Origin of the sequence: Parasphingorhabdus marina DSM 22363 (genome assembly GCF_900128895.1) — a bacterium.
Lineage (GTDB): Bacteria > Pseudomonadota > Alphaproteobacteria > Sphingomonadales > Sphingomonadaceae > Parasphingorhabdus > Parasphingorhabdus marina.
In genome coordinates this window covers 1004107-1016963 of the sequence record NZ_FSQW01000001.1, presented here as the reverse complement: position 1 = coordinate 1016963, position 12857 = coordinate 1004107, and the positions used below count along the sequence as shown (strand labels likewise).

The 12857-nt window shown below is 58.2% G+C and carries 7 protein-coding genes; 4 read left to right on the top strand and 3 right to left on the bottom strand.

What is annotated here, in order from left to right; genetic code table 11:
- The first annotated feature begins 79 nt into the window (after window positions 1–79).
- The 3 genes from rpoB (at window position 80) to BUQ90_RS17385 (ending at window position 9713) form a co-directional block, all read left to right on the top strand.
- Window positions 80–4480 (top strand): DNA-directed RNA polymerase subunit beta, encoded by a 4401-nt coding sequence (rpoB, locus tag BUQ90_RS05090; RefSeq protein ID WP_074203998.1) that lies wholly within the window; start codon window positions 80–82, stop codon window positions 4478–4480.
- Between the two features lie 62 nt (window positions 4481–4542).
- Window positions 4543–8814, top strand: coding sequence for a DNA-directed RNA polymerase subunit beta' (rpoC, locus tag BUQ90_RS05085; protein WP_074203997.1), 4272 nt, complete (start codon window positions 4543–4545; stop codon window positions 8812–8814).
- A 242-nt stretch (window positions 8815–9056) separates the two neighbouring features.
- Complete coding sequence (locus tag BUQ90_RS17385; protein WP_084192494.1) at window positions 9057–9713, top strand: PEPxxWA-CTERM sorting domain-containing protein; 657 nt, start codon at window positions 9057–9059, stop codon at window positions 9711–9713.
- 70 nt (window positions 9714–9783) lie between these two features.
- Here the strand turns inward: BUQ90_RS17385 and wrbA are convergent, their stop codons facing one another.
- Both wrbA and BUQ90_RS05070 read right to left on the bottom strand, forming a co-directional pair.
- Window positions 9784–10383 (bottom strand): NAD(P)H:quinone oxidoreductase, encoded by a 600-nt coding sequence (wrbA, locus tag BUQ90_RS05075; protein ID WP_074203996.1) that lies wholly within the window; start codon window positions 10381–10383, stop codon window positions 9784–9786.
- Window positions 10384–10457: 74 nt separating this feature from the next.
- Window positions 10458–11177 (bottom strand): pirin family protein, encoded by a 720-nt coding sequence (locus BUQ90_RS05070; RefSeq protein WP_074203995.1) that lies wholly within the window; start codon window positions 11175–11177, stop codon window positions 10458–10460.
- 126 nt (window positions 11178–11303) lie between these two features.
- Here BUQ90_RS05070 and BUQ90_RS05065 point away from each other — a divergent pair, with 126 nt between their 5' ends.
- Window positions 11304–12194 (top strand): LysR family transcriptional regulator, encoded by an 891-nt coding sequence (locus BUQ90_RS05065; RefSeq protein WP_074203994.1) that lies wholly within the window; start codon window positions 11304–11306, stop codon window positions 12192–12194.
- Window positions 12195–12216: 22 nt separating this feature from the next.
- Here the strand turns inward: BUQ90_RS05065 and BUQ90_RS05060 are convergent, their stop codons facing one another.
- A complete protein-coding gene (locus BUQ90_RS05060) occupies window positions 12217–12837 on the bottom strand; it encodes a hypothetical protein (protein WP_074204897.1) in 621 nt (206 codons plus the stop codon).
- Between the last annotated feature and the right edge of the window lie 20 nt (window positions 12838–12857).

The window sequence follows — 12857 nt, the reverse complement described above, 5'->3', positions numbered from 1 at the left end:
TCTGGAGCGCCTCACAAATTGGAATTTCCACCGGCAAACCCTTGGGAAAGGCCGGTGATGGCGAGAAGGCACCTTATATATGGCGACGAAAGCAGCATCGGTAAAAACGACGGCTCCCACCCCCACCCGCAAGAAACGCATCCGCAAGATCTTCGGTGATATTCACGAAGTGATCGACATGCCGAACCTGATCGAGGTTCAGCGCGAATCCTATGAACAGTTTCTGCGTTCCAACAAGGAAACCGGCTATGTGTCCGGTCTCGAAAAGACGCTGCGCAGCGTTTTCCCGATCCGCGATTTTGCCGGCACCGCCGAAATGGATTTCGTCAATTACGAACTGGAAGACCCCAAATATAATGTCGAGGAATGTCGGCAGCGGGGCATTACCTATGCCGCACCGATGAAAGTGACACTGCGTCTGATCGTTTTTGAAGTCGATCCCGAAACCGAAGCGCGTTCGGTTCTAGATATCAAGGAACAGGACGTTTACATGGGCGACATGCCGCTGATGACCAAGAACGGCACGTTCGTCATCAATGGCACCGAGCGTGTGATTGTCAGCCAGATGCACCGTTCGCCCGGTGTGCTGTTTGACCATGACCGCGGCAAGACCCACAGCAGCGGCAAGTTCCTCTTCGCCGCCCGCGTCATTCCTTACCGCGGTAGCTGGCTGGACTTTGAATTTGACGCCAAGGACATCGTCAATGTCCGCATCGACCGCAAGCGCAAGCTGCCGGTCACCGCCCTGCTGCGTTCGCTGGGTGATGCGACAATCGAAGTCAAGGAGAAGAAGCCGGACTTCAAGGTTGGTGAAATGGTCCGCGTTTCGGGCATGAAACAGCCTGCCGAAATCCTCGAGATTGACGGCAACCGGATCACGATCAAGGAGCCGATGGGCGCGATCGAAATCCAGGGCAAGATCGAAGACGAAGGCCGCACCAAGAGTGCCGAGATCACCGGCATCCTGAAGCAGGGCTATTCGGAAGAAGATATTCTGAACCTGTTCTACAACCGGATCGTCTACAAGCGCGCCAAGGATGGCTGGACCATTCCGTTCGTCACCGAACAGTGGCGTGGCCAGAAGCCTGCGTTTGACATTGTCGACGCCGACAGCGGCGAAGTTGTGTTTGCCGCGGGCAGCAAGATCACGCCGCGCAGCGCCAACAAGGCGGAAAAGGATGGCATGAAAAATGTCGTCATTCCGACTGAAGAGATTTTTGGCCGCTACAGCGCCTTTGACCTGATCAACGAGAAAACCGGCGAAATCTACATCGAAGCCGGTGACGAAGTGACCGCGGAAAATCTCGAGAAACTCGACAAGGCTGGCATTGACCAGCTGGAGCTGCTCGACATTGACCATGTCACAACCGGCCCGTGGATCCGCAACACGCTGAAGGTCGACAAGGCCGACACGCGTGACGATGCACTGTCCGATATCTATCGCGTCATGCGCCCCGGCGAGCCGCCGACCCGTGAAACCGCAGAAGCGCTGTTCGAAGGCCTGTTCTTCGATCCCGAGCGTTATGACCTCAGCGCCGTCGGCCGGGTCAAGCTCAACATGCGCCTCGATCTGGATGCGCCGGACGATTACACGGTCCTGCGCAAGGAAGACATTCTCGCCGTGGTCAAGACCCTGGTCGATCTCAAGGACGGCAAGGGCGAGATTGACGATATCGACAATCTCGGCAATCGCCGCGTCCGTTCGGTGGGCGAGCTGCTGGAAAACCAGTATCGCGTCGGCCTGCTGCGCATGGAGCGCGCGGTCAAGGAGCGGATGAGCTCGGTCGATGTCTCGACCGTGATGCCGAACGATCTGATCAACGCCAAGCCAGCCGTTGCCACGGTTCGCGAATTTTTCGGCTCATCCCAGCTGTCCCAGTTCATGGACCAGACCAACCCGCTGTCGGAAGTCACCCACAAACGCCGCGTATCGGCGCTTGGGCCCGGTGGTCTGACCCGCGAACGTGCCGGCTTTGAAGTCCGCGACGTTCACCCGACCCATTATGGCCGGATCTGCCCGATTGAAACGCCGGAAGGCCCGAATATCGGCCTGATCAACTCGCTGGCCTCGTTCAGCCGCGTGAACAAATATGGCTTTATCGAAACCCCTTATCGCGAGATCAAGGACGGCAAGGTCACCAATGACGTGGTCTATCTCTCCGCCATGGAAGAGCAGAAGCACACCGTTGCCCAGGCCAATGCCGAACTCAGCAAGGATGGCAGCTTCGTCGAGGAATTTGTTTCGGCACGTGAAGCCGGCGAATTCCTGATCGCGCACCGCGACCAGATCACGCTGATGGACGTTTCGCCCAAGCAGCTCGTGTCTGTGGCGGCCTCGCTGATCCCGTTCCTGGAAAATGATGACGCCAACCGCGCACTCATGGGATCGAACATGCAACGCCAGGCCGTTCCGCTCGTGAAGGCGGAAGCCCCGTTTGTCGGTACCGGCATGGAAGAAACCGTGGCCCGCGATTCCGGCGCGGCGATTGCCGCCAAACGGGCCGGCATTGTCGACCAGGTCGACGCGACACGTATCGTGATCCGCGCTTCGGGTGCGGTGGAAGCCGGCAAGTCGGGCGTGGACATCTACACGCTGCAGAAGTTCCAGCGCTCCAACCAGAATACCTGCATCAACCAGCGTCCGCTGGTGAAGGTGGGCGATATTGTTCAGGAAGGCGATACGCTGGCTGACGGTCCATCAACCGATATGGGTGAACTGGCGCTGGGCAAGAACAGCCTCGTCGCCTTCATGCCCTGGAACGGCTATAACTATGAGGACTCCATCCTCATCTCCGAGCGGATCGTGAAAGACGACGTCTTCACCTCGATTCATATCGAAGAGTTTGAAGTGATGGCCCGCGATACCAAGCTTGGCCCGGAAGACATTACCCGCGACATCCCGAATGTCGGCGAGGAAGCGCTGCGCAACCTCGATGAGGCAGGCATTGTCTACATCGGTGCGGAAATCGAGCCGGGCGATATCCTCGTCGGCAAGATTACGCCGAAGGGCGAATCGCCGATGACGCCGGAAGAGAAACTCCTCCGCGCCATCTTTGGCGAGAAGGCTTCGGACGTTCGTGACACCTCGCTGCGTCTGCCGCCGGGTGTTGCCGGTACCGTCGTCGAAGTCCGTGTCTTCAATCGCCACGGCATCGACAAGGACGAGCGTGCGCTGGCCATCGAGCGCGAGGAAATCTCCCGCTTCACCAAGGACCGGGACGACGAACGTGCGATTCTGAACCGCGCAACCTTCAACACGCTGAAGGACATGCTGATCGGCCAGACCGCCACCTCGGCACCGAAGCCAATGAAGAAGGGCGCGAAAATCACCGAGGAAGGGCTGACCGAACTGGATCAGGCCGACTGGTGGAAGATTGCAGTCAAGGACGACAAGGTCCAGGCCGATTTCGAAGCCACGCGTCAGCAATATGACGAAGCGATCAAGCTGATCAACGAGCGGTTCGAAGACCGTCGCGAGAAGCTGGAACGCGGCGACGAGCTGGCTCCGGGCGTACTGAAGATGGTCAAGGTCTTTGTCGCGGTGAAGCGCAAGCTGCAACCGGGCGACAAAATGGCCGGCCGCCACGGGAACAAGGGGGTTATCTCCCGCATCCTTCCGCAGGAAGACATGCCGTTCCTCGAAGATGGCACCCCGGTCGACATCGTGCTCAATCCGCTCGGCGTGCCATCCCGCATGAACGTCGGACAGATTTTTGAAACCCATCTCGGCTGGGCGGCACGTGGCCTTGGCCAACAGGTGACACAGGCACTCGAGGAATGGAAACTGGCCAATCCCGATCCACAGGCGGCCGCGCCGCCCGATGCGGTCAAGGACCGGCTCAAGACCATTTACGGCGAGCAATATCATGAGGATATCGACGCCCGTGAAACCGGTGAGATTGTCGAGCTGGCCGGAAATCTGGTCAACGGCGTGCCAATGGGCACACCGGTGTTTGACGGCGCCCATGAAAGCGACGTGTCGGACATGCTCGAACTGGCAGGACTGGACCGCAGCGGACAGGTTGATCTTTACGATGGCCGGACCGGTGACAAGTTCGACCGCAAGGTGACCGTGGGCTATATCTACATGCTCAAGCTGCACCATCTGGTCGACGACAAGATCCACGCCCGTTCGATCGGACCTTATTCCCTGGTCACGCAGCAGCCTCTGGGCGGCAAGGCCCAGTTCGGCGGACAGCGTTTCGGGGAAATGGAAGTCTGGGCCCTGCAGGCCTATGGCGCTGCCTACACCCTGCAGGAAATGCTGACGGTCAAGTCGGACGACGTGATCGGCAGGACCAAGGTTTACGAAGCAATCGTCAAGGGCGACGATACGTTCGAAGCCGGCGTTCCGGAAAGCTTCAACGTTCTGGTCAAGGAAATGCGTTCGCTGGGTCTCAATGTCGAACTTTCCAGCTTCGGTGACGAAGATGAGGAAGACGGCGATGATGATGACGGCATTGCGATAGCGGCGGAGTAGCGAAACCCGATACTCCACCCAGCATTTGAAATTTGGGGCGCAAGCCCAAGAGGAAACAAGACATGAACCAAGTAACAAATTTTGCAAATCCGATCGCAAAGCCGGAAACATTTGACCAGATCCAGATTGGCCTCGCATCTCCCGAGCGGATCCGCAGCTGGTCTTTCGGTGAAATCAAGAAGCCGGAAACGATCAACTACCGGACGTTCAAGCCCGAGCGCGACGGCCTGTTCTGTGCGCGGATCTTTGGTCCGGTAAAGGACTACGAATGCCTGTGCGGCAAGTACAAGCGCATGAAGTACAAGGGCATTGTCTGCGAGAAATGCGGTGTCGAAGTCACGGTGACCAAGGTGCGCCGCGAGCGCATGGGTCATATCGACCTCGCCGCGCCTGTCGCACATATCTGGTTCCTGAAATCGCTGCCCAGCCGCATCGGGCTTCTGCTCGACATGCAGCTCAAGCAGCTCGAGCGGGTACTCTATTTCGAAAGCTATGTGGTTATCGAACCCGGCCTCACCGCACTGGAAAAATTCCAGCTGCTGACCGAAGACGAGATGCTCGAAGCTCAGGATGAATATGGCGAAGACGCCTTCTCCGCCGGTATCGGCGCAGAAGCCGTCAAGATCATGCTGCAGGAACTCGACCTCGAGCGCGAGAAGGAAGATCTGCTGGAAGAGCTGGCGACGACCAAGTCGACGCTGAAGCCGAAGAAGATCATCAAGCGCCTCAAAGTCGTCGAAAGCTTCATCGAATCCGGTAACAAGCCGGAATGGATGATCCTCGAGATCATTCCGGTCATTCCGCCTGAATTGCGCCCGCTGGTGCCGCTCGACGGTGGCCGTTTTGCGACCTCCGATCTCAACGATCTGTACCGCCGCGTGATCAACCGGAACAACCGTCTGAAGCGGCTGATGGAACTGCGCGCGCCGGACATCATCGTCCGCAACGAGAAGCGCATGCTGCAGGAATCGGTGGATGCGCTTTTCGACAATGGCCGCCGCGGACGGACGATCACCGGTGCCAACAAGCGTCCGCTGAAATCGCTGTCCGACATGCTGAAAGGCAAACAGGGCCGCTTCCGTCAGAACCTGCTCGGCAAGCGCGTCGACTATTCGGGCCGTTCCGTGATCGTGACCGGTCCGGAGCTGAAACTGCATCAGTGCGGTCTGCCGAAGAAAATGGCGCTCGAGCTGTTCAAGCCGTTCATTTACGCGCGTCTCGATGCCAAGGGCCTCTCGATGACGCTGAAACAGGCGAAGAAATGGGTCGAGAAGGAACGCAAGGAAGTCTGGGATATCCTCGAGGAAGTGATCCGCGAGCATCCCGTGATGCTGAACCGCGCACCAACGCTTCACCGCTTGGGCATCCAGGCGTTCGAACCGGTCCTGATCGAAGGGAAGGCCATTCAGCTGCACCCGCTGGTCTGTTCCGCCTTCAACGCCGACTTTGACGGTGACCAGATGGCTGTCCACGTGCCGCTGAGCCTCGAGGCCCAGCTGGAAGCGCGTGTGCTGATGATGTCGACCAATAACATCCTCTCGCCAGCCAACGGCAAGCCGATCATTGTGCCTTCACAGGACATGGTGCTGGGGATCTATTACCTCACCATGGACCGCAAGGGCGAGCCTGGCGAAGGCATGATCCTCGCCGACATGGCCGAAGTCCACCAGGCGCTGGAAATCGGTGCGGTAACCCTGCACTCGAAGATCGTCACCCGCGTGCCGCAGACCGACACCGACGGCAACACCGTAATGAAACGATTTGAAACCACGCCGGGCCGTCTGCTGATCGCCGAATGTCTGCCGAAATCGCACAAGGTGCCGTTTGACATCGTCAACCGCCTGCTGACCAAGAAAGAGGTTGGCGACGTGATTGACCAGGTTTACCGGCACACCGGCCAGAAGGACACGGTCCTGTTCGCCGATGCGATCATGGGTCTCGGTTTCCGTCACGCCTGCAAGGCCGGCATTTCCTTCGGCAAGGATGACATGATCATTCCGGACTCCAAGGACGCCACGGTGGAAGAAACCCGGACGCTGGTTGCCGACTATGAGCAGCAGTATCAGGATGGTCTCATCACCCAGCAGGAAAAATACAACAAGGTGATCGATGCCTGGTCCCGCTGTGGTGACACAGTTGCCAATGCCATGATGGAAGAACTGGCGGCGACGCCGGAGGACGAGCATGGCCGCGAGCGCGAGATCAACGCGATCTACATGATGAGCCACTCCGGTGCCCGTGGCAGCCCAGCCCAGATGAAGCAGCTGGGCGGCATGCGCGGCCTGATGGCCAAGCCTTCCGGCGAGATCATCGAAACGCCGATCATCTCGAACTTCAAGGAAGGCCTGACGGTTCTGGAATATTTCAACTCGACCCACGGTGCCCGCAAGGGTCTCGCGGATACGGCGCTGAAAACCGCCAACTCGGGTTATCTGACTCGCCGTCTGGTTGACGTGTCGCAGGACTGCACCATTGTCGAAGAAGATTGCGGCACCGAAAATGCGCTGGAGATGAAAGCCATCGTCCAGGGCGGCTCGGTCATCGCATCACTCGGCGAACGTATCCTTGGCCGGACCATGGCGGAGGACATTGTCGACAGCAAGGATGACAGCGTTGTGATCAAGGCTGGTACGCTGCTTGACGAGTCTGCCATCAAGGTGATCGAGGAGCTCGGCATTCAGTCGGCACGCATTCGCTCTCCACTGGTTTGCGAATCCAAAATGGGTGTCTGCGGCACCTGTTACGGACGTGACCTCGCTCGCGGTACGCCGGTGAATATTGGTGAAGCCGTCGGCGTGATCGCAGCCCAGTCGATCGGTGAGCCGGGCACGCAGCTGACAATGCGGACCTTCCATATCGGTGGCGCGGCACAGCTTAACGAGCAGTCCAACCTGGAAGCCGTAGCCGAAGGTACGGTCGAATATCGCGACATGCCGGTGATCGAGGACAAGAACGGACGGTTCCTGTCCCTCGCGCGCTCCGGCGAAATTGCGGTGATCGACAGCGATGGCCGGGAACGCTCTGCCGACAAGCTCCCCTATGGTACCAGCCTGCTGGTCAAGGACGGTGCGAAGGTGAAGATCGGCGATCGTCTGGCAGAATGGGATCCGTTCACCATGCCAGTGATCACCGAGAAGCCGGGTACGATCAAGTATCAGGACATCATCGAAGGCAAGACCATGGCCGAACAGACCGATGAAGCGACCGGTATCGCACAACGTGTGATTACCGAATATCGCGCCACCGGTCGGGGTGCGAATAAGGAAGATCTGCGTCCGCGGATGACCTTGCTCGACAAGGACAGTGGTGAAGCCGGACGCTACATGCTGGCCAATGGCGCCACGCTTTCCGTGACCGACGGTCAGGAAGTGGTCGCCGGTGACGTGATCGCCCGTGTTTCTCGTGAAGCCGCAAAAACCCGTGACATTACGGGTGGTCTGCCTCGCGTGGCCGAACTGTTCGAAGCCCGCGTTCCGAAAGACAATTCGATCATCGCCAAGGTCTCCGGCCGCGTGGAATATCTGCGCGACTACAAGGCCAAGCGGAAGATCGCGATTGTTCCCGAGGAAGGGGATCCGGTCGAATATCTGGTACCGAAGACGAAAGTCATCGACGTCCAGGAAGGCGATTTCGTGAAGAAGGGTGACAACCTGGTGTCCGGTTCACCTGACCCGCATGACATTCTGGAAGTTCTCGGTATCGAGGCACTGGCAGAATATCTCGTCGCGGAAATTCAGGAAGTCTATCGTCTGCAGGGCGTGAAGATCAACGACAAGCATATCGAGACGATTGTGCGGCAAATGCTGCAGAAGGTCGAGATCACCGATGGCGGAGACACCGTGCTGCTGCCGGGCGAGCAGATTGATCTGGAAGAAATGAACGAGATCAACGCCAAGCTGGCGAAGAAGCAGAAGCCTGCCGAAGGCAAACCGGTGCTTCTGGGCATTACCAAGGCCAGCCTGCAGACGCGTTCGTTCATCTCTGCGGCGTCCTTCCAGGAAACCACCCGGGTGCTGACCCAGGCGGCCGTGGAAGGCAAGAAGGACTCGCTGATCGGTCTGAAGGAAAATGTCATCGTCGGACGTCTGATCCCGGCCGGTACGGGTGCGGGCATGAACCGCGCACGGATCGCCGCGAGCAGCCGCGATGCCGCGCTCCGGGCCCAGCAGCAGAAAATGGTTGATGCCATGAATGCTGCCGAGGAACTGAAAGCGGAAGAAGCCGCCGAGGTTGCACCTCCGGAAGAAGCGGCGCCTGCAGAGGCTGTCGTGGAAGAGGCTCCGGCCGAGGCGCCGGCCGAAGAGGCTGCGGCTCCTGAAGAGGATCAGTCCTGACACGACCCGTCGGCTGAACCGTAAAAGAGAACCCCGCAGGAGACGATCCGGCGGGGTTTTTCTTTGACCTGCTGTCCAAAATCGACTGTCCCAAATCGGGACAGCAGGTCCGACCATGGTTAACCCATTGTTCACAGGTGGCAATTCTGCTACTGGGTCAGGAGAGATTCATTGAGGCATGTAACGAATCTCGCAAAAACCTGGTTTTACGGTAGGGTCGTCGAACTGAGGGAAACAATTCTATGAAAAAATATCTGTTAGCCGCTGCATCTGCCGCTGCGTTTCTTGCGCCGGCCGCGAATGCTGCAATCATTACCACGGATGCACAAAATGTGCCGGGCGTAAGTCTGACACCACCTGGTGGTGCCCTGGTGCAGGCGGTCGGAGATGCGACCATCTCTACCGGCATTGATTTTACCTTTGGCAATGCCGAAGGCATTTTCAGTGATCCACCCGAAGCCTTTTGCGGCATCAATGCATCAGGAAATTGTGACCTGGTCACTGCGGTTGATGGTCGCATTGTCCAGCTGGGATCGCTGGTTCAGGGATTGACCAGCTACTTTTTCGCTGAAGCCGGAAATGCGGCAAATGGTTCGCTCACACTCAGTGTGTTTGACATCAACAACAACCTTCTGGAAACGGCTTTGAATGGCCCGCCCTTGGGACCGAATGGCCGCACCACGTTTGAAATCACGCGTGCCGCTGCGGATATCGCCTTTTTCAGCATCGGTGGTAATGACAGTTTCGGTGTCAACGAGATCCGGATCGAGACACCCCTTGGAGGTGTCGGCGCGGTTCCGGAACCCGCTACCTGGGCATTCATGATCCTGGGCTTTGGTGCGATTGGCGGAGCGATGCGCCGTCAGCGCAAGACCAATGTGAAAGTCAGCTACGCCTGAGGCGATCTGACAATCCGAACATGAAAAGCCCCGCCGGAGACGATCCGGCGGGGCTTTTCATTTGCCCTGTTCAGGCGATCAGCTTCGCCGCCGTCCGGGCGACCCTGGCACCGAGATAGCGCGCGCCGTCGAGATCGATCTCATGTGGTGTCCGGCTGCCGTCTCCGCCGGCTATTGTCGAGGCACCATAGGGGGAACCGCCAATCACCGCCTCAGCCTCCATCTGCCCGGCAAAGCCGTAATCCAGCCCGACAATCGTCATGCCATGATGCAGCAGGTTGCTCAGGATCGAAAACTGGGTGGTCTCCTGACCGCCATGCTGGGATCCGGTCGACGTGAACGACGCCCCAACCTTGCCGACCAGGGCCCCTTTCATCCACAGGCCGCCAGTGCGCTCCCAAAAGGATGCCATCTGGCTCGACAGCCGTCCGAAACGTGTCGGAGAGCCAACAATGATGCCATCATAGTCCGCCAGTGTCTCCGGATCGATCACCGGATGATTTTCATTGGCGCGAAATCCGGATGCTTCGGCAACTTCCGCAGGCACGGTTTCCGGCACGCGGCCAATCGTGACTTCGCCACCTTCCTGCCGGACGCCTTCGGCTATCGCTTCGGCAAGGCTGTCCACATGTCCGTAGGATGAGTAATAAACTACCAGTATCTTCGCCATTTTCATTCTCCTTTGTTGTTGGTTGAAGGGGCGCCGCGATCGGGGGAGAGGAACGGCGCCCCTCCTTGCGGGTGTCAGTGCATTCCGGACTGCGTTTCGACGAACACAAACTCGCTTTCGTCATCCAGCCCGGTGATGGTCAGTGTCTCGACATCACGGATCGCCAGGGAATCGCGCGCCGCAATTTCCTCGCCATTGACCAGCACCCGGCCGGCAGAACCGACCAGATAGAGATGATCGCCCGGCGCAACGTCGTGATGAACCGTCTGCCCTTTTTGCAGCGTCGCACCGTAAAGCCGGGCATCGGCCCGGATCATCAGCGCTCCGGCTTCCACATCCTTGTCAAAACCGCTGGCCAGAATTTCCAGTTTCCCGGAACGGCTGCCCCGGGGGAAAGCCTTTGCATCCCAGCGTGGCGATCCACCGGCAGCGCGCGGCTCGATCCAGATCTGGAACAGACGGGTTTCGTCATGTTCCAGATTATATTCGCTGTGCATCACGCCGCTGCCGGCACTCATGACCTGAACATCTCCGGCCTCGGTCCGGCCCTCATTGCCCATATTGTCACGATGGGTAATCGCCCCTTTGCGGACATAGGTAATGATTTCCATATTCTGGTGGGGGTGCATCGGAAATCCCGTTTGCGGTGCAATCTCGTCATCATTCCACACCCGGATCGGTCCAAAACCCATCCGGTCGGGATCCCAGTATTTTCCAAAGGAAAAATGGTGACGGGCCTGAAGCCAGTCATGATTGACATGAGCCAGATCGGCAAATTCGCGTTTCTCCATCATGGTCTTTCTCCTGTTGAGGACAAGCATCTGTTGTCCGGTGATGAGAAAGAGATAGGCACAGATTTTTGTTTCTTAAATAGACAGAATTGCAATTGATTGTTTCTGATTATTACATAATAAGGACCTGTGTCCTTACCCGATTTCGAAGCCTGGGCGATATTTGCCGCTGTAGCCCGATTGGGCAGTTTCACTGCGGCTGCGGGGGAACTGAACCTGTCCAAGCCAACGGTGTCCAAGGCCATCACGCGGCTGGAAAAACGGCTCGATACGGTGCTGTTCCACCGGACATCCCGCAAAATCTCCCTGTCGAGCGCCGGGCATGCCCTGCTGCCGCATGCCCGGCAGATTGCTCTGGACGGCGAAGCGGCGATGGATGCCGCCCGCGATACAACCCATCTCCTGCGAGGCCAGGTGCGGATGGCCGCACCGCTGAGCTATGGCCTCTCCCACCTCGCACCGGTCATTGCGGATTTCATGAGCAAATATCCGGAAATTGCCATTGACGTGCAACTGAGCGATGCCCGGGTCGATCTGGTCGAAGAGGGATTTGATCTCGCGGTCCGCATCGGCGCCCTCCCGGACAGCAGTTTGCGGGCTATCGCGCTTCGTCCGATCCATCGTCATTTTGTTGCTTCGCCAGCTTATCTGGACAGAAAAGGCACACCCCGGCATCCGTCCGAGCTCAGTGAACATGACTGCTTCATCTATTCCAATCTGCCCACACCCGAAACATGGCATCTGACGGGCCCGGATGGCGAGAAAGTCAGCGTCCAGCCGCATTGCCGTATGCGATCCAACAACGGTTCACTGGAGCTGGCAGCCCTGGTTGCAGGTCATGGCATCAGCAATTTGCCGGATTTTCTGGTCGACGAGCAACTCCGGTCGGGTGAGCTGGTCAGCATATTGAAAGACTGGGACTTTGAACCCATCAATCTCAATATCGTTATGCCTCCGTCACCATTGCGCCCGGCGCGGGTCAACGCACTGATCGATCATCTGAAAGAGCAATTGCGCTGAAGCCCGGGTGGCCACGGGGATTTCAGGTGCCAAGCGCTGCCTGCAGCGCCTCGAGGCCCTGTTTCTCTTCCGCGGTCAGTTCTTGCGGCGCACAACGCGGATCCGTCTTCTGCAAACCCCGGATCATCACATCGTTGATGGGAATAGGATCGCAGCCATGGTCGGTTTTGCAGACCAGATCAAATTGCGGCTGCGCCTTTTCATGGCATTCCAGACAACTGTTTCCGAAACGATTGACCACTTCGTCCGCTCCGCGAGTCAGGATTTTGGTGCCATCAGCCGTCACCTCGAGATCAAAAAACTCCCAGTCCCTTGTTTTCGCGCTGAATCCCGGCGCGCGTTTGACCATCACCTCAGTGGGAACAAGCTGCACTACCGATCCGGGGGGATAGACCCCGCCTTCTTCAGCCTGCGCCACGGCAATGGTTGCCTCGATGTCGCCGTTGAGATTGCCGACGAAGAACCGGTCGACAGCTGTCAGTTCACTGATACAGCCGAAGCTGGCTTCGGTGATGTTTTCCGACGGCAATGCAGTGGCTGAGGACTCCGCCGAGGATCCCGTTTCATTAGCGACTTCGTTCTGTCCACACCCCGTCAGAAGCAGCGTCAGCGCCATGCCAGACGACAGAATCCGTGTTCGCATGTTCCGCATCATTTCCTCCC

Coding starts and splice junctions, on each gene's coding strand:
- rpoB (WP_074203998.1), top strand. CDS start 80: ATGGCGACGAAAGCAGCATCGGTAAAAACGACGGCTCCCACCCCCACC.
- rpoC (WP_074203997.1), top strand. CDS start 4,543: ATGAACCAAGTAACAAATTTTGCAAATCCGATCGCAAAGCCGGAAACA.
- BUQ90_RS17385 (WP_084192494.1), top strand. CDS start 9,057: ATGAAAAAATATCTGTTAGCCGCTGCATCTGCCGCTGCGTTTCTTGCG.
- wrbA (WP_074203996.1), bottom strand. CDS start 10,383: ATGGCGAAGATACTGGTAGTTTATTACTCATCCTACGGACATGTGGAC.
- BUQ90_RS05070 (WP_074203995.1), bottom strand. CDS start 11,177: ATGATGGAGAAACGCGAATTTGCCGATCTGGCTCATGTCAATCATGAC.
- BUQ90_RS05060 (WP_074204897.1), bottom strand. CDS start 12,837: ATGCGAACACGGATTCTGTCGTCTGGCATGGCGCTGACGCTGCTTCTG.